This window comes from Camelimonas fluminis, assembly GCF_014656355.1.
Taxonomy (GTDB): domain Bacteria; phylum Pseudomonadota; class Alphaproteobacteria; order Rhizobiales; family Beijerinckiaceae; genus Camelimonas; species Camelimonas fluminis.
In genome coordinates this window covers 44,515-66,073 of sequence record NZ_BNCG01000010.1, presented here as the reverse complement: position 1 = coordinate 66,073, position 21,559 = coordinate 44,515, and the positions used below count along the sequence as shown (strand labels likewise).

Here is a 21,559-nt window from a genome sequence, read left to right as displayed (position 1 = left end):
TGCTCCATGCGCGCAGCCACGGTTCTCCAGCGGCGACGTCTGACGCGGGTGCTTCCCGCGAATGATGATGGCGTCCCCGCGACGGTGCAAGACGATGGCGGCGCCGCGCCGGCGTTTTTCCCGGTGAGCGCGGCTTTGCCGCCGCAGCTTGCCTTTCTCGGCAGTCACGGCCTGACCCACGCCGCTCTGGGTCAGGCGGCGGAACTGGCGCGACGCTGGGGCGCCCCGCCAGAGCAGGCCCTGTTCGCCGCCGGCCTGATGGAGCCTCACGCCTATTATCGCGCGCTGGCTCTGGAGCTGGGCGCGCCCTTCGCGGCGGACGCCCTGCGGCGCGGGGGCCTGAGGCTGGGCGGCGACGTCAGCTATCCAGAGAGCATCGCCGCTGGCGTCGCTCCGGCGCTTGATGGCGATGGCCGCCGTCTGTTTGTGCTGGCGCCCCGGGGGGCGATGCTGGCCAGCCTGTTGAGCGGCCGCATGGAAGCGACCAACGCCGTTATCGTCACGCCGGAGGCGCTGGAACGGGCGGTGATGCGTCGCCACGCGCCCGCCATTGCCCATGATGCTGGCCACGCGTTGGCTGATGCGCGGCCAGACCTCTCCTGTCGCGAGGGGGTGAGCCGCGGCCAGGCGCTGGCCCTGGCCGTCGCCTTGCCGGTCGCCGCGCTGCTGGGGGCGTTGGCGCCAGCCGTCGCCGCGGCGTTGTTCGCCGCCGTGTTCCTCAGCCACGCCATCGTCCGGCTGGCGGCGACCTTCGCCGGATCGGCCAATGCGCCAGGCGCGCGCATGGTCCCGTCGCTGGCCGACGCTGACCTTCCGGTATTCACGGTTATTGTCCCGGTTTATGGCGAAGCCAACATGGCCGGCCACATCGTGCAATCGCTGGAGCGGCTGGATTACCCGCGCGCCCGTCTTGATGTGAAAATCGTCGTGGAGGCGGAAGACCACGCCACGCGGGTCGCCTTCATCGCGCTGCAGCCGCCGTCCTGGATCAGCATCATTGTGGCCCCGCCCGGCGAGCCCCGCACCAAACCGCGAGCCCTCAACGTGGCGTTGGCCACAGCGCGGGGCGAATTCACCACCATTTACGACGCCGAGGATGCGCCAGATCCCGACCAGTTGCGCAAGGCTGTGACGGTCTTCCGCGCGGCGTCGCCGGATATCGCCTGCCTGCAGGCGCGCCTCGCCATCGACAACAGCGCCGACGGCTGGCTGCCCGCCTGCTTCGCGCTGGAATACGCGGCGCTGTTCGACGTGATCAATCCGGGGCTGGCCCGGCTTGGTCTGCCGGTTCCGCTCGGCGGCACTTCCAACCATTTCCGCACCGTTGCGCTCCGGCAGGTCCAGGGTTGGGACGCCTGGAACGTCACCGAGGACGCCGATCTCGGTCTGCGTCTGGCGCGGGCCGGCTGGGGCGTCGCTGACCTGGATTCGGTCACCCTGGAAGAAGCGCCGGTGCAGTTGCGCGCCTGGCTGGCGCAACGCACCCGTTGGCTGAAGGGCTGGATGCAGGTGGCTATCACCCACAGTCGCGCGCCGGGGCAGGTCGTGCGCGAGCTTGGCTGCCTGGGGGCCTGGGCCGCCGCCGCCCAATGCGCCGGGGTGGTGCTCAGCGCCCTCGGGTTTCCGTTGTTCGTTCTGGGCGTGGCCGCCCAGCTGGTTTCCGGCGCGTTGCTGTCGCTGGACGGCTGGCAGGCGCGGCTCGGGGCGGCTTCGGCAACTGCGGTGGCGCTGGCGGGGCTGGTCTCCGGCGTCGCACCGCTGGTCGTGGGCGCGCGGCGACGAAAACTGGCGCCCGTGCTGGTGCTCGCGCCGCTGCTGCCATTCTATTACGCGCTGGTCTCGCTGGCCGCATGGCGCGCCCTGGCCGAGCAGATCCGCAGCCCGGCGCGATGGAACAAGACCCGCCACGGGGTGGCGCGCTCGTCCCGCTCGGGGCGGCTCACATATATTGGCGGAACTCCTTCGCCGCTTCGGCGGGCGGACGCTTCAGATTGAAGCCGCCGACAAACTGGCCCTTGCGATCCATCAGATAGACCATCGCCGTGTGGTCCATGGTGTATTCGCCGCCCTTTTGCTCCACCTTGCGGGCGTAGACGCGGAACGCGCGCGCGACGGCGTCAATCTGCTCCTGCGAACCGGTCAGGCCGATGATGCGCGGATCAAAGCTGCCCAGATAATCCTTCATGACGCCCTGGTTGTCGCGGGCCGGATCGACGGTGATGAACACCGCCCGCGCCTTCGTGTCCTTGCCCAGCGCCTCCAGCATCTGCGAGACCTCATAGAGGGTCGAGGGGCAGATGTCGGGGCAATGGGTGAAGCCGAAGAACAGCAGATAAGGCGCGCCGCGCAGGGTCGCGTCGGTGACCGTATTGCCGTTCTGGTCGGTCAGGGAGAAGGGCGCTCCAACGCCCGGGGACGCGGCTCCGCCCTGGATCTGGCGCCAGGCGAACAGACCGCCGGCCAGCACGGCGAGGCCAAGCACAAACACGCCAAGGGTCAGGGCGAGCCGGCGGGAGGGGCCGCTGGAGGGGGCGGAAGACATCGCTTTGCTCCTGTTTCCTGTGCTCCGGACGCGTCCACGCGTTGGATGGAGCTGGATGGCCGCTCATGCCGGCTCACCTGAAGGTTTCAGTATGAACAGATCCGGCCCGGGCGTCCGCATCACGCGACCATGCTTTAACCGCCCCGGGGCGCCAGGTCATCCGCCATGGACGGGACATGACGTCGCCGTACGCTGGAACCGTTCCAGAACAAACAGTTCGCGCGCTGGCGTCGCCTGTGCCACATGGGCCGGAGAGGTGGGCCCAGGCAGACGGGGCGGCCGCCTGATGAGGAAGGACGCGGGAATGACGGATGTGAATGCTGACACGATTGCGGCGCTCCGGGCGGAGATCGCCGAAAAACCCGACGGCGTGCTGGAAGCGCTGGCTGAGCGTCATCACGCGACGATGAAAACTGTCTTCGCGGCCCTGCCGGACGGTCAGGCAACGCCGGTTCCCGCCAGCCGCTTCGAGGAGCTGTGGGCCGACCTCGCCGCCTGGGGCGACGTCACCTTCATTGTTCACACCCGCGACGGCGTGTTCGAGACCAAGGCGCCGGTGCCCCCGGGCTCCCATGGCCGCGGCTATTTCAACATCCACGGCGACAGCCCCCTGGGCGGCCACATCCGCGCCGACCGCTGCGATTCCATCTGGTTCGTTGACCGGCCGTTCTTCGGCCGTCGCTCCTGCTCGCTGGTGTTCATCAACACTGATGGCGAGGCCATGTTCAAGGTGTTTGTTGGTCGCGACGCCCAGCGTGAATTGAACCCGCAGCAGGTCGCCCGTTTTGAGGCATTGCGCGCCAACCTGGCCTGAACTGGCTGGAACTGTGTGAATTTCGGGCGATCTGATGCGCATCAGGTCGCCTTTTTTGGGCCGCTGTGGCCTGAAGGCCATGATTCGCCAATTGTCACCGCATCAGGATAATTCTAATTAGAACTATTCCGGGTTGCGGGGCTCAGAACTATGGTGAAGCAGGAAAATCTGCCGCTGACGTCATTGCGTGGCGTCGCGGCGCTGTGGGTCGTGGCCCACCATCTCGTCCTGCGTTTCGTCGACCACGGCGTTTCCACCCCTGACCGGTTTTTGTTTCCGGGCGGGGTCGCTGTCGACATCTTCTTCATTCTCAGCGGTCTGGTGATGGCGGCGACCTACCGCGACCTGAGCCCGTCCGGCATTCCCGGCTTCATGATCCGGCGGGTCTTCCGCATCTATCCGCTGCATCTGTTCGTCATGGCGGGCCTGATCTGCGTGGCGATCCTGCTGCTTCTCACCGGCTATCCGAGGCCGCCTGGATATGACTGGACGCGGTTGCCCGGGGCCTTGCTGCTGTTGCAGCCGTTCCGAGACCAGCCGCTGACCTGGAACGTCGCGAGCTGGTCGGTCGGCGTCGAGATGGCCTGCTATCTGGCGTTTCCGCTAGTCCTGCCGCTGATGCGGGCGTTGCCGCGCGTGGCCATCGCGCTGCTGGTCGTGGCCCTCGGCGTCATCGAGTTCCTGGTGTTGAGCCGCGTCGGCGCGGTGGTGGCGGGCGGCGGCGCGGTGGCGCGGGGTTTCGCCGGCTTTACCTTCGGCATGGCCATCGCCTTCAGCCTGCGGGACGCCCGCCTGCCGCAATGGGCCCAGAACCTGCTGGAGCCCGTCGCCATCGCCGCCATTGTCGCCGCGCTGGCCGCCGGCCGGCCGGAACTGACGCCAATGTTTGGCGCCGGTCTCATCGCGCTGCTGTTCACCGGCCGTGGCCCGGTCGCCGCCCTGTTCGAAGCGGCGCCGCTGCACTGGCTCGGCAAGGTGTCCTACTCGCTCTATCTGGTGCATTTGCCGGTGATTGGCGTGTTCGCCATGGCGCCGAAGAGCGCGTGGCTGCTGGGCGCCGTTGGCCCCGTGTTCTGGTCCGTGCTGGCCACGGCGCTGGTGCTGGCCGTGTCGCATGTCTGCTGGCTGCTGATCGAGGAGCCGGCGCGCCGCTACGGCGCCCGCCTTGCCCGTGGCCAGCGTCTGACGGTGGAGGCTCCCGCGCCGCGCGGTCCGGAGGCTGCGGGCGCCGCCTGACGCCAGAAACCGGTCAGCCCGGGTCTGGCGGACGAGTTTTGTAAAGCTCTGGCGACGCATGGCGTTTCCTGCAAGGACGCGCGTCAGACGGGTTTGAGCCCTGCCGATCGCGGATGCGTCCGCGCCTTGCAAGCGGGGCGCCTGAAAGCCGGCGCGTCATGGGAATACAGGTTAAACGCGCGCGGCCCGCGCCCGCTGCAGCGCGCCTGCGACGGCGTTGGCCAGATCGCGGAAAGGGAAGGGTTTGCCGAGCACGGCGACCAGCGGATTTCCGGCGAGCTCGGCCTCCAGATCCTGGGCGCCGTAGCCGGTAATGAAAATCACCGGAAGTCCGGGAAAACGCGCGAGGCAGGCGGCGTAGAACGCCTGGCCGGTGGTGTCCGGCAGGCCCACGTCCGAAACCAGCAGGTCGATGTGCGCGCCTTCCAGCAACGACAGCGCCTCCGCCCCCGTCGGGGCCTCCAGCACCGTGCAGCCCGCTTCCTCCAGCATGTCCAGGGTTGTCATCCGCACGAACATCTCGTCTTCGAGCAGAAGCACGACGGGCGATGGCGTGGGGGCGTTCATGCGCGGCGGCCCGGCGACGGGGGCATTGCCGGGCTGGCGTGGGCCGGCCGGCCGGCGATGACCGGATGCTGTCGCAATATCTCGTCCGTATGCACGGCGCGCCTTCCCTGAGCAGACGCAGCCTGACCGGGTGACATTTGATCAGGCTGGCGTTTTCACGTCACGTTGATCCGTCCGGTTTTAACGGAAAGCGCCGGCGGCGGAAAGGCGTCGTCGCTCCCGCCGGGGCAAACGCCTCCGTGCGTGGAGCGGATAACAAAAAACGCGGCGAATGATCGCCGCGTTTTCAGGAGCTTCAGCCCCGACCCAAGCCTCCAGGAAGCAGGCCCCAGAAGCAGGTCTTGCGAAAGCGACAGGCCTCAGGCGGCCATCGCCTTCTTCAGGTTCTCGTCAATCTTGTCGAGGAAGCCGGTGGTCGACAGCCACTTCTGGTCGGCGCCGACCAGCAGGGCGAGGTCCTTGGTCATGTAGCCGGCCTCGACAGTGTCGACGCAGACCTTCTCGAGGGTCGCGGCGAACTTCGCCAGCTCGGCGTTGTTGTCCAGCTTGGCGCGATGGGCGAGGCCGCGCGTCCAGGCGAAGATCGAGGCGATGGAGTTGGTCGAGGTCTCCTTGCCCTTCTGGTGCTCGCGGTAGTGGCGGGTCACGGTGCCGTGGGCGGCTTCCGACTCGACGGTCTTGCCATCGGGGGTCATCAGCACCGAGGTCATCAGGCCGAGCGAGCCGAAGCCCTGGGCCACGATGTCGGACTGCACGTCGCCGTCGTAGTTCTTGCAGGCCCAGACGTAACCGCCGGACCACTTGAGGGCCGAGGCGACCATGTCGTCGATCAGGCGATGTTCATAGGTGATGCCGAGGGCGTCGAAGCGCTCCTTGAACTCGGCGTCGAACACTTCCTGGAACAGGTCCTTGAAGCGGCCGTCATAGGCCTTGAGGATGGTGTTCTTGGTCGACAGGTACACGGGATACTTACGGGCCAGGCCGTAGTTGAACGAGGCGCGGGCGAAGTCGCGGATCGAATCGTCCAGGTTGTACATGGCCATCGCCACGCCCGAACCCGGGGCCTTGAACACTTCCTTCTCGATCACCTGGCCGTCTTCGCCGACGAACTTGATGGTCAGCGTGCCCTTGCCGGGGAATTTGAAGTCAGTGGCGCGATACTGGTCGCCGAAAGCATGGCGGCCGACGACGATCGGCTGGGTCCAGCCCGGCACCAGGCGCGGCACGTTCTTGCAGATGATCGGCTCGCGGAAGATCACGCCGCCGAGGATGTTGCGGATGGTGCCGTTCGGCGATTTCCACATTTCCTTCAGGCCGAATTCCTCGACGCGCGCCTCATCGGGGGTGATGGTGGCGCACTTCACGCCGACGCCGTGCTTCTTGATCGCCTCGGCGGCGTCAATGGTCACCTGGTCGTTGGTGGCGTCGCGGTGCTCAACCCCGAGGTCGAAATACAGCAGATCGATGTCGAGGTAGGGGTGGATCAGCTTGTCCTTGATCTGCTGCCAGATGATCCGGGTCATCTCGTCGCCATCAAGCTCGACGACGGGGTTGGCTACCTTGATCTTTGCCATCGACTCTGTCCTCGCGGATTGTTCGGTCGTCACATTCTGCGCGTCCGGCCGTGGCCAGCGCGCCTCCCGCTGGGCTTTCTGGGCGATTTCCTGTCTGGCTGCAATGTCTGATCGCTTCAAAAGCACGCAAATCGGAAAAACCCGGCGTCTGGCGCGGCGGAAATACGGGCGCCCGCATGGTCCCCCGGCAATCTGGCGCGACGGATGCGCGCGGTTGTCGCCAGATGGGGGCAGTCGGCGCGGTTGCAAATGTGGCGCCTGTTGAACCAACATCACTCCAGCGCGTTGAACATGGCAACGGAAGGACGCCGGATGGCATCAACAGTGGTCCTGGCCGATATCGGCGGCACCAACGCCCGGTTTGCGTTGGCCGGCGGCGGCGGCGCGGGGGAGGTGGCGCGCTTCGCGGTCGCTGACTACGCAAGTTTTGACGACGCGATGGAGCATTTCCTCGAGATGCGGCGGGCGGTCGCCGATCACCCGATCGCCGCCGCCATCGCCATCGCCGGCCCGGTGTCGCGCGGCGCCGGCAGCCTCACCAACAGCCACTGGCGTTTCAGCGAGGCGGACATCTCCCGTCGCTTCGGCATCCCGCACGTGCGCCTGCTCAATGATTTTGAGGCGCTGGCCTGGGGGCTGCCGCTGCTGCGCCCCGAGCACCTGACCCGCATCGTCGGCCGGCATCCGACGACAGGTTTCGCTGCTTCGCGGCCGTCGGGCGGGCCAACGCCTGGCAGCAACGGGCGCCTCGTGGCCGTGGGGCCAGGAACCGGGCTCGGCGTCGCCTGCCACGATCCGGAAGGCGCCGGCCTGGTGCTCGCCTCGGAGGGGGGGCACGTCAACGCGCCGTCGTGGAGCGCCCGCATCGACGCGATCATTGACTGGCTGCGGTCCGATCTGGGCCATGTTTCCGTGGAGCGGATGGTGTCGGGCCAGGGGCTTGAGAACACCTACCGGGCGGTCGCGGCGCTGGAGGGCATGCCGGCGCGTCAGGAGGATGCAGCGGCGATCACGGCGGCGGCGCTGGACCGGAGCGACCCCGTCGCCATCGAGACTGTCGAGATTTTCTGCGCCATGCTTGGAGAGGCGGCGGGGAACTATGCGCTGTCCTTCGGCGCTTCCGGCGGCGTTTATATTGCCGGCGGCATCGCGCCGCGCATTATCGATCTGCTGCAGGCGTCCGAATTCCGTGAGCGCTTCGTCGCCAAGGGGCGGTTTCGCGTCTGGCTGGAGCCGGTTCCGACCTGGCTCGTCTCTCACCCCAATCCAACCTTCCTGGGCCTCGAGGCGGTGGCGACCCGCATTGTGGGGGAGAGTCACTGAGGCTTTGCCAGGGTTTTGCCGGACATGAGCCTGATCCGCATGGGCGCAGCGCGTTGAACACGGGTTGCGCGGCGGCGCCAGTCTGTTGCACATGGCCGGGACGTTCTGGACGGCGCAACCGCGGCCTTGCCTGAAAGCGGGCGGCCGACATTCGTCTGAATGTTTCAGGCCGAATGGTAGACGTGAAGATGGCGCGACGCCCGGGTTCGGGCGGGTGCGGCGCCGGAACGGGGCGGTCGCCGCCGTCCACGGGTTCATTCGGGCAAAGTTGGAAGCCAATGGCTGGAACAGATCACACCCGCCCACTGATCGAAGGCGGCCCCGTCATTATTCTGGTGCGGCCGCAACTCGGCCAGAACATCGGCATGGCCGCGCGCGCCATGGCCAATTTTGGCCTTGGCCGCATGCGGCTGGTGGCTCCGCGCGACGGCTGGCCGCAGGAGGACGCCTTCGCGGCCGCCTCTGGCGCCGTGCATGTGCTGGAGAACGCGCAGCTGTTTCCCGATCTGGAGTCGGCTGTCGCTGACTGTAATCACGTCTATGCCTGCACGGCCCGCGAGCGGGGGCAGGCCAAGGACGTGATCGGCGCCGACGTGGCCGCCGCGCGCGCCTCGGCGGCCATGACCGCGCAGGAGACGGTCGCCATCGTCTTCGGTCCGGAACGCAGTGGCCTGGAAAACGACGAGGTCGGCGTCGCCGACACCATCATCACATTCCCGGTCAATCCCGGATTCGCGTCGCTCAACCTCGCCCAGTCGGTGTTGCTGGTGGGCTATGAATGGTTCCGCACGGCGCATATGGCGGCCCCGGCGCCGGTCGTGCCGAAATCGCCGCCGGCGCGGCGGGAATCCGTGCTGTCGTTTTTCGAGTTCCTGAAACAGGAGCTTGATCATGTCGGCTTCTTCGCGCCGGCTGAAAAACGCCCGGTCATGACGCGCAACATGCTCAATATCTTCCACCGCCTGACGATGACCGAGCAGGACGTGCGCACCCTGCGCGGCGCCATCGCGGCGCTGGTCACTGGCCGGCGCGGCGTGCGGCCGCCAAAGGCGTTGCGCCGCGCCGCCAGCGACGATAACGGAATGCCGCCGGTCTGAGCGGCCGGTGGTCACGCGGCGGGGCCGGAAACGCGTCATGACGCGGCGCGGCCTTCAGTCCGCGCATAAAATGTTATAAATCATGGAATTGGAGCATGGCTCCAGTTCCGGCCGATCGTATTTTGTCCGCTTGTGAAATCAGATGGGTGTCGCCGCGATGTCAGCAATACTGGCCGTTCTGCTCCGCAACGCCGCCGCTCCGGCGCGGCGGGCCGCCCGCCGCTCAACCCAGCTGTGCCGCCGCGCGGCGGGCTTTCCCCGTCAGGCGCTGCTGGCGGCAGGCCTGACGGCGGCGGTTGTGGCCGCGCCGCTGGCCAGCGCGCCGGCGCTCGCCATGGGCGCTCCCGGCCAGCCAAAGACCGGCCCAGGCGGCGCTGACTACGCGATCGCCGCCACGGATATCGAAAAGAAGGTTTTTGGCGAGGGCAATGGCCGCGCCCTGGCTTTCTTCCCCATGGGCGCAGCGGCAAAGCCGCGCCCGGTGGTGGTGTTTCTCCACGCGCCCGGCGCCATTTCCCCATCCTGGTATGGGGCCTGGCTGGAGCATCTGGCGCGGCGCGGCAATGTGGTGATCTATCCGCTGTATGAAGAAACCGTCGGCGCCGTTCCCTATGACGAGATGACCGGCGAGGCCCTGAAAGGCGTGCGCGCTGCGCTGGCCGGGATCGCCGCCATGCCGGACGTGAAGGCCGACGTCAGCGGCCTCAGTTTCCTGGGGCACTCCGGCGGCGCGATCATCGCCGCCAATCTGGCCGCCCTGTCCGGCCGGGATGAGTTGCCGCCCGCCCGCCTGCTGTTCGGCGCCATGCCGGCGCGGGGCGGGGCCGAAAAGATCTTCGCGCCGCCGTTGGCGAACCTGGCGTCGATTCCGCCAAAGGCCGTCGCGGTCATGCTGGTTGGCGACCGTGATTCCGTGGCTGGCGATCGCGGCGCCCGCCAGATCCTGACCGCCGCCGGGCACCTGGGCCAGGACCACCGGCTGATCGCCAGGGCGGGTTCTGACAATCACGGTCTGCCGGCCGTGTTCTACAGCCACCATGCGGCCGTGGCGCCCAATGAAGAGTGGGATCTTGCCAAAATCCCCGGCGCCGCGCCGGCTTCGGCGAATCCCGCCGCCCCTGGCGCCAGGCCGGCCGCGGGCAAGGCGGCCGAAGGCGCCCCGAAGCTGACGCCGCAGGAGGCGCGCCAGCAGCGCGAGGAGCAGCGCAAGCGCAACGCCGCCCTGTGGCGCGTCGGTTATGAAGAGCGCCGGGGCCTGGCCGGCTTCGAGGGGCGCACGGTGGGCGCGGGCAACTACGCCATCTGGAAGATCTATGATCTGGCCATGGATACGGTGACGGCGGGCGGGGACGCCATGACCCTGAAGCGCGATCCGAAGCTGTATGACATGGGCCTGTGGAGCGATGGCTGGCCGCTCCGGCGCCTGAGCGTCGAGACGCCGAAGCCTGTAGTCCACAAGGATGCCCAGGAAGTCTCCCAGGGCGCCCCGGCGGCAGGCGGCGCGCCCCGCGGCGCCCGCTGAAGCGGCGTCCGGTCAGGCGGAATTAACCAGCGGGCGTTAAGCTGGCTGGGCGCCATGGATCCGGCGCATGGGCCACAGGAGACGGAGCATGTCCGGGCCGGTTGTGCTGGTGTTTGACTCAGGGTTGGGCGGGCTTACGGTCTATCGCGAGATCGTCCGGGCCGCTCCGGCCGCCCGCTTTGTCTACGTGGCGGATGACGCGGTGTTCCCTTACGGCGCATTGACGCCCGAGGCGCTGGTGGCCCGCGTCAATGACGTCATGGACGCGGAGATCGCCCGCTGGCGGCCGGACATCGTTGTCATCGCCTGTCACACCGCCTCCACCCTGGTGCTGCCGCACCTGCGGGCCCGCCATGCGATTCCCTTTGTCGGCACGGTGCCGGCCATCAAGCCGGCGGTTTCTGCCTCGCGCAGCCGCATGATCTCGGTGCTGGCGACGCCAGGCACGGTGGCGCGCGACTATACCCGCGACCTGGTCCGCACCTGGGCCGGAGATTGCGCCGTGGCGCTGGTCGGCTCGCGCCGTCTGGCGACCCTGGCCGAGCAGGCGATGGCGGGGGAGGCGATCGCCGACAGCGACATCCAGGCCGAACTGGCGCCGTGCTTCAATGTCAGCGCCGATGGCGCCCGGCGCACGGACGCGGTGGTGCTGGCCTGCACACATTATCCCCTGCTGCTGGAGCATTTCCGGGCGCTGGCCCCCTGGCCCGTCGACTGGATCGATCCGGCGCTGGCCATTGCCCGCCGCACCGTCGATCTGCTGGGGCAGGCCGGGTTCGACGTGATGGCGGGACAGGCCGCCGCGCCGGCGGAGATGGTGCTCACAGGCGGCGCCCGGCTCAATCCGGCCTTGCGGGCGGCTCTGGGAGATTTCGGCCTTCAGCGCATCCAGATCGCGCCGGTTGAAAGCGCGTCGGCGCGGCCTGCGCCGGCGGCGCGGACCGGCTGACCACAGGTTGTCGGGGAGCGGTCAGGGCCGCGGTTTGACACGGCCGCCGTCACCTTGTATCTGAGGCGGCGTTGCGCGGGTCCATTTGGGCCCGCGTGACTTTTTAACCGGTCGCCGGATGGGCGTGAAGCTTGGTTCCGGCGTCCTGGCGCTCCCGTGGTCCCTGCGGTTCTTCCCGCACCGGATCTGTCGGCCCGAACGGGCAGAGGAGGGCGCGTCCCTGGTTTTTGTCTTGCGCGGCTCCTGAAAGGGGCCGGCGCGAAGGGATTGCGACATGTCGAAGAGGCTTGCTTCCAAGCATAAAATTGACCGCCGTATGGGTCAGAACATCTGGGGACGCCCGAAGTCCCCGGTGAACCGCCGCGAATACGGCCCTGGCCAGCACGGCCAGCGCCGCAAGGGCAAGATTTCTGACTTCGGCACCCAGCTTCGCGCCAAGCAGAAGCTGAAGGGCTACTACGGCAACATCACCGAGAAGCAGTTCGTCAAGATTTACAAGGAAGCCATCCGTCTGAAGGGTGACTCCGCCGAGAACCTGATCGGCCTGCTCGAGCGTCGTCTGGACGCGGTCGTGTACCGCGCCAAGTTCGTCCCGACCGTGTTCGCGGCCCGTCAGTTCGTGAACCACGGCCACGTCAAGGTGAACGGCCGTCGCGTCAACATTCCGTCCTACCGCGTGCGTCCTGGCGACGTCATCGAGGTCAAGGAAGCGTCGAAGCAGCTGGAGATCGTCGTCGTGGCGTCGCAGCTCGCCGAGCGTGACGTGCCGGACTACATCGACGTCGACCACGGCAAGATGACCGCCACCTACACCCGCGTTCCGACCCTGTCTGACGTGCCGTATCCGGTGCAGATGGAGCCGAACCTGGTGGTCGAGTTCTACTCGCGCTGATCCGCTTCCGCCCCGGTTCGCCGGGGCTGGCAGCCAGAATACGAAAGCCGCCCTCCGGGGCGGCTTTTTTATTGGCCTGACGGACGATCTGGCCGGGGCGTTGCCGCCGGGTCGGGCGCGCCTTGCGCAAGAGACAGATATTTTCAGGGTGATAAACGGGAGCGCGTCGCTGCCAGTGTTCGCGGTGGTATCTTCGCCAACCTCAACGCCCGGGCTCGCCGGGGCCGACTGCCAGGCGGATTGGCGACGTTGCGCCGGCTGCCATCAGGCGACAGGGGCGCAGGCGTTAGAGCGCATTCCGATCAGACGGAATCGGCTGATCGATCAGAATTCGCTCAAACAAGGAGAACTGGAGCAGTTTGCGATCCTGATTGATCGAAAACTGCTCTGGCGCAGGCGTCCTGGCTGATCAGGGGCGTGGCGCTCAAATCCCCTCGCCAGCCGCGCCATCTCCGGTTTCCGCCGGGGCGCCGTCGGCGTAGCGGCGCGCCATCACCGCGCAGACCATCAGCTGTATCTGGTGGAACAGCATCAGCGGCAGCACGATAATGCCGACGCTGGCCGCCGGAAACAGGACGCTGGCCATGGGCAGGCCGGAGGCGAGGGTTTTCTTGGAGCCACAGAAGACAATGGCGATCTCGTCCGGGCGGGAGAAGCCCAGCTTGCGCGCCAGCCAGATGGAAAAGGCCAGCACCACGGCGAGCAGGACGCAGCACACGACGGTCAGCATCGCGAAATCGCGCGGGCCAAGCAGCGACCACAGGCCATGCGACACCGCCTCGCTGAACGCCAGATACACCACCATGAGGATCGAGCCGCGATCGACAGTCAGGGTCAGCGGTCTGTGGCGGGCGATAAAGCCGCCAACCCACGGGCGCAACAACTGCCCGGCGACGAACGGCAGCAGGATCTGGCAGACGATGCCGATAATCGCTCCCCACGAAACCCCGCCATTGAGGTTCATGAACATCGCCACCAGCAGCGGCGTCAGGAACACGCCCAGAATGTTGGAGGCGGAGGCGCTGCACACCGCCGCCGCCACATTGCCGCCGGCGATGGAGGTGAAGGCGATGGACGACTGCACCGTTGAGGGCAGCAGGCACAGGTACAGCAGCCCCAGCGCCAGCATTGGATTGATCAGTGCGCCCAGCGACCAGTTCATGGCCAGCCCGAGCAGCGGGAACAGCACATAAGTCAGCGCCAGCACGGTGAGGTGCAATCGCCAGTGGGTGAGGCCCTCAACCACCGCTTCCCGCGACAGCTTGGCGCCGTGCAGGAAGAACAGCAGGCCGATCGCCACATTGGTGAGCAGGGTAAACCAGTAGACTGCTTCCCCCGTGACAGGGAGAAACGAGGCGAGAATCACCGTTCCGACAAGCAGCAGGGTAAAGGCGTCGGGACGAAGCAGGGAGAGGATGCGCAAGGAACTGGCCCGTCTGGAAGGGATCGTGCCCGGCCCCTTATAGAGCATTCTCCGGCAGGGGCGACGCCCCGCTGGAATGGCTGGGCGCCGGTTTTTGCATCCAGGGGCTGGTCTGGCCCCTGGCGCTGGCCTTCATGGCCTGTGGAGCATCAGGTCTGGCTGTCGTGGGGAGCGGGGCCCCGATGCGCGATGTTACGAAGACATCCGCTGGCATGCGGCGTATGCGCTCTGAAAGCAGCCGCTGTAATGACCGGAGGCTTGCGACGGCCGCATGCAGGCGATGACGGCTTCATTGCTGCATCGGAGATTACGCGCGTGGATCGCCGAGGCGGAGGCATGGGCCTGAGCGACGGCCAGGGCCAGGGCGCATCCGGCAAATCCGCAACTGGCAAATCCGCAACTGGCAAGGCCGGCGAGGCGGGGTATGGCGTTGTGTTTCATGGGGGGTCTCCGTCATGACGGGGTGGCGCAGGGATTGACCGTTGCTGGATCAATCCCTGAACAGCGCCGTATTTCAGCGCGTCGACTGCATGCATGCGGCGTATTCAACCTTGAAGCAGACGTTGTAATTTTCGGGATTCTGCCGGGACCCCCGGCAAGCCGAGCCAGCCTGTTCGCTGCATTCGAGATTGCGCACCTGCCCGGTGGAGGCGGAGGCGCGGGCCTGGGGGGCTGACAGCGCCGCGACGCATCCAGCCAGCCGGACGAGATGGCGCAGGGCGGGGTTGTGCAATATGGGCATGATCTGCCTCCTTTGCTTTATATATATGCAAATATTTGATTGTTTTCACGGCGTTACATGATTAATTGCGAATAAAATATTGCAAATCTTCGAAATATATTCTGTTTTCAGAAATGGTAAGACAATATTATGTAGTCGAATTATTTGTATGGAATGGTGCGCGCACATCGTGCGAATTTGCGCTCCGGCGCCTGGCGCAAGGTGTGGCGGATGTTGCTGTCGCGCTTCTCATCACGAAAAAGCAGAAGAATTTTCGTGGAACTGCGCCAGCCAGATATCTGGCGCGCGGTGGCCTGGAGCGCTGTCCGTTCATTCTGAACCGGATATGGCTCCCGCATTGTCGGGCTGCGCAAGATCTGTGCGGCCGACGTTTCCTTTCAGCTTGCAGGAAACCGCACGGGCCGCGCAACGGGGCGAAACCCGTCGCGTCCGGCTGTCGTCCTGAAAATGCAATCTTAAATTGTTATATTCGGGACTGTGCAACCATAGCGGAAGTTCCGCGCTCCGGCTAGCTTGCGGGCGCTCACATTCAGGCGCCTTGCCCCATGCCCAAGCCCGATGTGTCCGATCCGGCGGGTTTGGGTGAAGCCCGGGCGGCGTTTGAATTTTCCAGATCACGGACGCGTCAGCATCTCCGTGACCTGGAAGCAACGACCTGGCGTCAATGAATGCAGGCGGAGCCGCCTCAAGGCCGCGCGCCATTGAGGACGAGCGCCCGTTGCCTCCAGGCCGGCGTTCAGGTGAGATCGCGGAGGAAGGTGGCGAAACGCAAGATTCCGTCCGGCCAGGGGCCATGGCCGCTGGATGTGTTGATATGTCCAGCCTCGCCGGCGTCGAGGAAGCGGGCGCCCCATGCTTCCGCCAGCGCTTTCGCCTCATCCTGCGGGCAGTAGGGGTCGTCGCTGGCGCTGACCACCACGGTGGGGAACGGCAGCGGCTGGCGCGGAAACGGGGTGAACGCCGGATCGACGCCCGGAATGGCGCGCACCGCCCGCTCCGATGGCGGCGCCACCAGCCATGCGCCGGCGATGTGCCCCGGCGTGGCCGTGGCGGAGGCCAGTTGCTGCGCGGCGTTGGCGACCACGATGCAACCGATCGAATGGGCCACCAGCACCTGGGGGCGCGACTTGCCTGTGGCGGCGGTGAGCAGGCGCTCGGTCCACGCCTTCAGATGCGGCTTGTGCCAGTCATCCTGTTCGACCCGGCGCGCCGTGGAAAGTTTTGCTTCCCAGCGGCTCTGCCAGTGGTCCTCATCGGAGCCGGCCCAGCCGGGAATGATGAGAATGTCGCAATCGGCCGCTTTCATGGGGTCAGCTCCATACCAAAGCGCTTTCCGGCAATGTGGACGCCACCTTGCATGAGGAAAGCGCGCGCAATCAGACAGACAGGGCAAAACCCCGGTTCAGCAACAGCGGATTCTGCTCCAGGGAGGGGCTGCCCTGTTGTGGCAAGCGGCGCGGTCAAAAGCAAACGCCCGCCAGAAAGGCGGGCGCTCGTCAGGGCAGGAAGCGGCGCGGGCTCACGCCTCGCCGAACACCCGGCGGAAGATCGTGTCCACGTGCTTCAGATGATAGCCGAGGTCGAACTTCTCCTCGATCTCTGCGTCGGTGAGATACTTCTTCACTTCCGGGTCATTCTTCAGCAACGTCAGGAAGTCGCCTTCGCCGCGCCACACCGGCATGGCGTTGCGCTGCACCAGGCGATAGCTGTCCTCGCGGCTGGCGCCCTTCTGGGTCAGGGCCAGCAGCACGCGCTGTGAATGCACCAGGCCGCCAAGGCGGTCGAGGTTCTTCTGCATGTTCTCCGGATAGACCAGCAGCTTGTCGATGACGCCGGTGAGGCGCGACAGGGCGAAGTCCAGGGTGATGGTGGCGTCCGGGCCGATCATGCGCTCCACCGAGGAGTGCGAGATGTCGCGCTCATGCCACAGGGCGACGTTCTCCATCGCCGGCAGGGCGAAAGCGCGCACCATGCGGGCGAGACCGGTGAGGTTTTCGGTGAGCACCGGATTGCGCTTGTGCGGCATTGCCGACGAGCCCTTCTGCCCCTCGGAGAAGAACTCCTCGGCTTCCAGCACCTCGGAGCGCTGCAGGTGGCGCACTTCGATGGCCAGGCGCTCGATCGACGAGGCGATGACGCCGAGGGTCGCGAAGAACATGGCGTGGCGGTCGCGCGGGATCACCTGGGTCGAGACCGGCTCGACCGTCAGGTTCATCTGCTCCGCGACGTATTCCTCCACCTGCGGCTCGATATTGGCGAAGGTGCCGACGGCGCCCGAGATGGCGCAGGTGGCGATTTCCGCCCGGGCCGCCACGAGGCGGTCGCGGTTGCGCGAGAATTCGGCGTAGGCCTGGGCCATCTTCAGGCCAAAGGTCACCGGCTCGGCGTGGATGCCGTGCGAGCGGCCGATCGTCGGCGTCATCTTGAACTCGAACGCCCGGCGCCGGATGGCGGCCAGGAGGGCGTCCATGTCGGCCAGCAGGATGTCGGCGGCGCGGGCCAGCTGCACGTTCAGGCAGGTGTCCAGCACGTCCGATGAGGTCATGCCCTGGTGCACGAAGCGCGCTTCCGGGCCGACGATCTCGGCCAGGTGCGTCAGGAAGGCGATGACGTCATGCTTGGTCTCGCGCTCGATCTCGTCGATGCGGTCGATGTCGAACACGGCCTTCGAGCCTTCCGCCCACACCTTGTCGGCGGCCTCCTGCGGCACCACGCCGAGCTTGGCCAGCGCCGTCGTCGCGTGCGCCTCGATCTCGAACCAGATGCGGAAGCGGGTCTCGGGCGTCCAGATGGACACCATTTCAGGGCGGCTGTAGCGCGGGATCATGGGCGTGGCTCTTGCGGTGTGACGTTGCGGACTGGCGCCGGCCGTCCGGATAACCGGAGGCGGCGCCGTGAATGTGCGGGCGCCGGCCGGAGGCGGCGCAGTGGATGAGAGGGCCTCAGACGAGGTCGCCGCGGGCGATTTCGGCTGAACGGCGGATGGCGGCGATGTTGCTGGCGTAGTGGGCCGGGCCGCCCTTGAATGCGGCGGAGCCGGCCACCAGGGCGTTGGCGCCGGCGGCGACGAGGGGGGCCGCGGTTTCCGGATTGACGCCGCCGTCAACCTCGATGTGGATCGGCCGGTCGCCGATCAGCGCCTTCGTCTGCGCCACCCTGGTCACCGCCTGGGGGATGAACGCCTGACCGCCGAATCCCGGATTCACCGACATGATCATCACCATGTCGATCAGGTCGAGCACGTTCTCGATGCTGGAGACCGGCGTCGCCGGGTTCAGCACCACGCCGGCCTGCTTGCCCAGCGCGTTGATGGCCTGCAGCGAACGGTGCAGGTGGGGGCCTGCCTCCACATGCACGCTGATGCGGTCGGCGCCGGCTTTGGCGAAGGCTTCCAGGTAAGGATCGACCGGGGCGATCATCAGGTGCACGTCGAACAGCTTGCTGCTGTAAGGCCGCAGCGCCTTCATCACATCCGGGCCAAAGGAGATGTTCGGCACGAAATGGCCGTCCATGACGTCGACGTGGATCCAGTCGGCGCCGGCCTCGTCAATGGCGCGGACTTCCTCGCCGAACCGGGCGAAATCGGCGGAGAGGATGGACGGAGCGATGATGACCGGAGCTCGCATGGGGCGCGCGCCTTCCTGAGATTTAAAAAAGTATGAAGCTGACGCCGGGCTCTACCACTCCGGGGCCGCGCGGACAATGTTGAAGACTGTCAGCGATGAAGGCTGTCAGGGGCCGGTCGTTGCGGATTGCGCCTGCAACCGGCGCGCCAGCGGCGACAGCAGTTGCGGCGTGACGAAAATCGGAATCTGCGCCAGCGAAAAGAACAGGTAGGCCTTTTGCGGAACCGCCGCCCCCATGGCGGCGATCAGCAGACCCATGTTGCGCTGGCCGGAGCCATAGGCGACCAGAAACCGGTCCGTGGGTGTGAAACTGCGCAGCAGCGCCATGGAGACGCCGAAGCCAACGGCGGTGATGGCGCAGGCCAGCGCCAGATAGCCGGCCACGGTCCATGGCTGGGCCAGGGCCATGTGGGTGACGCCATCCATGGCCGCGGCGGCGAAAACGGCGAACAGGATGACGATGGCGCCGTCGAGCTGCTGCCGCGCGCCGGCGACGCGTTCGGAGCCGAAGACGAGGCGCAGCGCCACGCCAGCGGCCATGCCGCCGCCGATCAGCAGGGCAAGGCGCAGCGCCAGGGCGCGGGCGTCCATGGGAATGTGCGCCCCGGCGAGCGCCTCCGTTGCGAAGAGCGCGAACACCGGGGCCAGCGCCGTGGTCAGCACCACGGCGGCGATGATCAGGGACGGCTCGAAGCGGAACAGCATGGCGATGGCCGGAGCCGAGATCACCGGCGGCGCAGCAGCCATGATGGCAAGACCGAGAATGAGGCCTGGATCAACGGGGGCCGCCCGCATGGCGACGATCACCGCGAATGTCACCACAAGGGGAACGACAATCAGCCACAGGCACGCGTAGGCCAGTTGCGCCGGACGCCGGGCCATGGCGGCGATCGGCCTGAAATCGGTGCGCGCGAACATGATGGCGAGAAATATGAACTGCACCGGCGCCAGCAGCGGGCGAAACAGTTGCGCCAGCTGTGGAAAGGCCAGGCCAAAAATCACCGCGACAACGAAGCCCTGGGCGCCGAAGCGGCCAATCAGGGTGAGAAGGGCGTTGATGGCCTGCAACAGCTTCATGAAAGGCGGCGCTCCCGTCCGCGGACATCCCGGCGGGCCCGCTTCATGCGGTCTAGAATTTTCATGGCTCCGCCGCCACCTGGATTATGGCATGGCGGCATTCCCGGCCAGGCGGGGTATGTTCGCCTTGCGCGTGGGTTCCCGCCAGGCGGATTGATTTCTCACGGGTTGACCCATCGGCCGGTCATCCGGCGACGGGTGAGTCGCCTTTCATCGGAAAGGCGCCATTTCAAAACAGGGACGCAGCAAAATTCTGTTTCCGGTTGATTGAATTTTGCCCGAGCACAGGACGGACACATGACGATGGATACTGAGGCGTTGACGACGCGCGGACAGGCCGGGAGCAGCGAAGGGCCGGGCGAGGCCGACGTGCTGGTGCTTGGCGCCGGGATTATCGGCGTCTGCGTCGCCGCCAGCCTCGCCATGCGCGGCAAGTCCGTCGTCATCATTGACCGGCGCGCGCCGGGTGAGGAAACCTCCTACGGCAACGCTGGCCTGATCCAGCGTGAGGGCGTCTACCCCTATGGCTTCCCACATGATTTTGGCGCGCTGCTGCGCTATGGCATGAACCGGACCATCGACGCCCACTATCATCTGTCGGCCCTGCTGACGATCGCGCCTTTCCTCTACCGCTACTGGCGCCACTCCCAGGTCAGATCACACGACGCCATCGCCCGCCAGTACGCCACGCTGATCGTCCATTGCGTCGATGAGCACCTCGCCATGGCTGACGCCGCCGGGGCTCGCGACCTGTTGCGCGGCAATGGCTGGATGAAGGCGTTTCGCAGCGAGCGGGCGCGTGACCAGCAATTCGCCGAGGCCGAGCGCTGGCGCGGTGAATTCGGCCTGAGCTATCGCACGCTGACGCCGGAGGCTCTGGCTGAGGCCGAACCGTTCCTGGTTCCGGGGCTCGCCGGCGCCCTGCACTGGACCGACCCCTGGACAGTGACCGATCCACACGCCCTGGTCCTGGCCTACATGCGTCTGGCCGAGCAGCATGGCGTCCGTTTCGTCCAGGCCAACGCCGGCTCGCTGGCGCCCCATGGCTCCGGCTGGCGGGTGCAGGCCCCGGGCGGTCCGCTCACCGCCCGCGACGCGGTGGTGGCGCTCGGCCCGTGGGCCGATACGCTGACCCACGCGCTCGGCTACGATCTGCCGCTGGCGGTGAAGCGCGGTTATCACATGCACTACCGCCCGGCGGGGGAGGCCAGGCTCAACCATCCGGTGCTCGACGTGGAGCGCGGCTATTTCCTCGCCCCCATGCGCCAGGGCATCCGCCTGACCACCGGCGCCGAGTTCGCCTTGCGCGACGCGCCGCGCTCGCCAGTGCAGCTTGGCCGGGCCGAGCCGATCGCCCGCGATTTCTTCCCGCTGGGCGAGCGGCTGGAGCCGCAGCCGTGGATGGGCGCCCGCCCGTGTACGCCGGACATGCTGCCGATCATCGGCCCGGCGCCGCGCCACCATCACCTGTGGTTCGCCTTTGGCCACGCTCACCATGGCCTGACCCTCGGCCCGGTGACCGGCCGCCTCGTCGCCGACATGGTGACCGGCGAGACGCCGTTCGTCGATCCGACCCCGTTCCGGGCGACGCGGTTCAGTTAAGATGGGATCGCATCAGGCATGCAAGCGACCAGATCGCGGCGGCGGCTGGTTTTGGAAGGTGCTTTGACTATGTCGGCGCTCGCGTTCGAACATCTGAACCTTGACTGGAATGCGGAGCCGAACGCTCCGCAACCGGTCGTGATGGTCAGCGGCGCCGACGTACGCGTAGCTTTTTATCTGAACCCATGGGCCTATCTGGCCGATGAGGGCGAAAGAGGCCGCCTCATCTTCAAGGACTGCACCAGATGGCGTCTTGGCGAAACCAATGATGAAGGTTGGTATCGCGGTCAGTGCCGTTATAGCAAAATTGCCCCTGGGTGGGGTGAGTTCTACGAGTTGACCGGGAGCGATGATCAACAGCCCTGGCCAACTGACTGGCAGGAATTGGCGGCGTCAGCCTCCAGGCAGCGGCACTTTCTTTTTTATTTTCGCGATGAAACGTTTGAGTGCTTCGCCGCGACATGGTCTTTTGAATCCACGGCTGAATCTGCGCCCCCACGCGTGGGGGCATTGGGGCGCATTCTTGACAGAATATGCTCAATCGGACGGATTCGTTGGCGCAAATCCGTTTGA

At 66.6% G+C, this 21,559-nt stretch carries 20 protein-coding genes; 10 read left to right on the top strand and 10 right to left on the bottom strand.

The window, feature by feature from the left end:
- Nucleotides 1-6 precede the first annotated feature (6 nt).
- The gene (locus tag IE243_RS12460) at nucleotides 7-1,995 is read left to right on the top strand and encodes a glycosyltransferase (RefSeq protein WP_191319719.1); all 1,989 of its coding nucleotides are present in this window, start codon (nucleotides 7-9) and stop codon (nucleotides 1,993-1,995) included.
- Here IE243_RS12460 and IE243_RS12455 read toward each other — a convergent pair.
- Nucleotides 1,940-2,542 carry an SCO family protein gene (locus IE243_RS12455; protein ID WP_191319718.1) on the bottom strand — a complete coding sequence of 201 codons (603 nt, stop codon included), beginning with the start codon at nucleotides 2,540-2,542 and terminating at the stop codon, nucleotides 1,940-1,942. The two genes, IE243_RS12460 and IE243_RS12455, sit on opposite strands and share 56 nt — an antisense overlap.
- A 304-nt stretch (nucleotides 2,543-2,846) precedes the next feature.
- Between IE243_RS12455 and hutX the strand changes: the two genes are divergently transcribed.
- Together hutX and IE243_RS12445 are read left to right on the top strand one after the other, a co-directional pair.
- Nucleotides 2,847-3,356, top strand: coding sequence for a heme utilization cystosolic carrier protein HutX (gene hutX / locus IE243_RS12450; RefSeq protein WP_191319717.1), 510 nt, complete (start codon nucleotides 2,847-2,849; stop codon nucleotides 3,354-3,356).
- A gap of 150 nt (nucleotides 3,357-3,506) precedes the next feature.
- Nucleotides 3,507-4,592, top strand: coding sequence for an acyltransferase family protein (locus tag IE243_RS12445; RefSeq protein ID WP_191319716.1), 1,086 nt, complete (start codon nucleotides 3,507-3,509; stop codon nucleotides 4,590-4,592).
- A 171-nt stretch (nucleotides 4,593-4,763) separates the two neighbouring features.
- Here IE243_RS12445 and IE243_RS12440 read toward each other — a convergent pair whose 3' ends face one another.
- The gene (locus IE243_RS12440) at nucleotides 4,764-5,159 is read right to left on the bottom strand and encodes a response regulator (RefSeq protein ID WP_191319715.1); all 396 of its coding nucleotides are present in this window, start codon (nucleotides 5,157-5,159) and stop codon (nucleotides 4,764-4,766) included.
- A gap of 359 nt (nucleotides 5,160-5,518) precedes the next feature.
- Nucleotides 5,519-6,733 carry an NADP-dependent isocitrate dehydrogenase gene (locus IE243_RS12435; RefSeq protein WP_191319714.1) on the bottom strand — a complete coding sequence of 405 codons (1,215 nt, stop codon included), beginning with the start codon at nucleotides 6,731-6,733 and terminating at the stop codon, nucleotides 5,519-5,521.
- A gap of 312 nt (nucleotides 6,734-7,045) precedes the next feature.
- Here IE243_RS12435 and glk point away from each other — a divergent pair, with 312 nt between their 5' ends.
- The 5 genes from glk (at nucleotide 7,046) to rpsD (ending at nucleotide 12,516) form a co-directional block, all read left to right on the top strand.
- The gene (gene glk / locus IE243_RS12430) at nucleotides 7,046-8,056 is read left to right on the top strand and encodes a glucokinase (protein ID WP_191319713.1); all 1,011 of its coding nucleotides are present in this window, start codon (nucleotides 7,046-7,048) and stop codon (nucleotides 8,054-8,056) included.
- 278 nt (nucleotides 8,057-8,334) lie between these two features.
- Complete coding sequence (locus IE243_RS12425) at nucleotides 8,335-9,153, top strand: RNA methyltransferase (protein WP_191319712.1); 819 nt, start codon at nucleotides 8,335-8,337, stop codon at nucleotides 9,151-9,153.
- A gap of 142 nt (nucleotides 9,154-9,295) precedes the next feature.
- The gene (locus IE243_RS12420) at nucleotides 9,296-10,675 is read left to right on the top strand and encodes an alpha/beta hydrolase family protein (protein WP_191319711.1); all 1,380 of its coding nucleotides are present in this window, start codon (nucleotides 9,296-9,298) and stop codon (nucleotides 10,673-10,675) included.
- Nucleotides 10,676-10,763: 88 nt separating this feature from the next.
- Nucleotides 10,764-11,624 carry a glutamate racemase gene (gene murI / locus IE243_RS12415; protein WP_244643125.1) on the top strand — a complete coding sequence of 287 codons (861 nt, stop codon included), beginning with the start codon at nucleotides 10,764-10,766 and terminating at the stop codon, nucleotides 11,622-11,624.
- A gap of 274 nt (nucleotides 11,625-11,898) precedes the next feature.
- The gene (rpsD, locus tag IE243_RS12410) at nucleotides 11,899-12,516 is read left to right on the top strand and encodes a 30S ribosomal protein S4 (protein ID WP_132008979.1); all 618 of its coding nucleotides are present in this window, start codon (nucleotides 11,899-11,901) and stop codon (nucleotides 12,514-12,516) included.
- Between the two features lie 424 nt (nucleotides 12,517-12,940).
- On the opposite strand, the gene IE243_RS12405 is transcribed toward rpsD, so the two are convergent.
- From IE243_RS12405 to IE243_RS12375, 7 genes are all read right to left on the bottom strand, one after another.
- Nucleotides 12,941-13,987 carry a bile acid:sodium symporter family protein gene (locus IE243_RS12405; RefSeq protein WP_191319709.1) on the bottom strand — a complete coding sequence of 349 codons (1,047 nt, stop codon included), beginning with the start codon at nucleotides 13,985-13,987 and terminating at the stop codon, nucleotides 12,941-12,943.
- 144 nt (nucleotides 13,988-14,131) lie between these two features.
- A complete protein-coding gene (locus IE243_RS12400) occupies nucleotides 14,132-14,380 on the bottom strand; it encodes a hypothetical protein (protein ID WP_191319708.1) in 249 nt (82 codons plus the stop codon).
- Nucleotides 14,381-14,453: 73 nt separating this feature from the next.
- Nucleotides 14,454-14,681 (bottom strand): hypothetical protein, encoded by a 228-nt coding sequence (locus IE243_RS12395; RefSeq protein WP_191319707.1) that lies wholly within the window; start codon nucleotides 14,679-14,681, stop codon nucleotides 14,454-14,456.
- A gap of 736 nt (nucleotides 14,682-15,417) precedes the next feature.
- Nucleotides 15,418-15,987: an RBBP9/YdeN family alpha/beta hydrolase gene (locus tag IE243_RS12390; RefSeq protein ID WP_191319706.1), complete on the bottom strand. Its 570-nt coding sequence runs from the start codon at nucleotides 15,985-15,987 to the stop codon at nucleotides 15,418-15,420.
- Between the two features lie 213 nt (nucleotides 15,988-16,200).
- Nucleotides 16,201-17,508, bottom strand: coding sequence for an adenylosuccinate lyase (gene purB, locus IE243_RS12385; RefSeq protein WP_191319705.1), 1,308 nt, complete (start codon nucleotides 17,506-17,508; stop codon nucleotides 16,201-16,203).
- A gap of 115 nt (nucleotides 17,509-17,623) precedes the next feature.
- Nucleotides 17,624-18,307, bottom strand: coding sequence for a ribulose-phosphate 3-epimerase (gene rpe / locus IE243_RS12380; protein ID WP_191319704.1), 684 nt, complete (start codon nucleotides 18,305-18,307; stop codon nucleotides 17,624-17,626).
- A 105-nt stretch (nucleotides 18,308-18,412) separates the two neighbouring features.
- Nucleotides 18,413-19,384, bottom strand: coding sequence for a hypothetical protein (locus IE243_RS12375; protein WP_191319703.1), 972 nt, complete (start codon nucleotides 19,382-19,384; stop codon nucleotides 18,413-18,415).
- A gap of 303 nt (nucleotides 19,385-19,687) precedes the next feature.
- Here IE243_RS12375 and IE243_RS12370 point away from each other — a divergent pair, with 303 nt between their 5' ends.
- Nucleotides 19,688-20,986: an NAD(P)/FAD-dependent oxidoreductase gene (locus tag IE243_RS12370; RefSeq protein ID WP_191319790.1), complete on the top strand. Its 1,299-nt coding sequence runs from the start codon at nucleotides 19,688-19,690 to the stop codon at nucleotides 20,984-20,986.
- Nucleotides 20,987-21,004: 18 nt separating this feature from the next.
- Complete coding sequence (locus IE243_RS12365) at nucleotides 21,005-21,559, top strand: hypothetical protein (RefSeq protein WP_191319702.1); 555 nt, start codon at nucleotides 21,005-21,007, stop codon at nucleotides 21,557-21,559.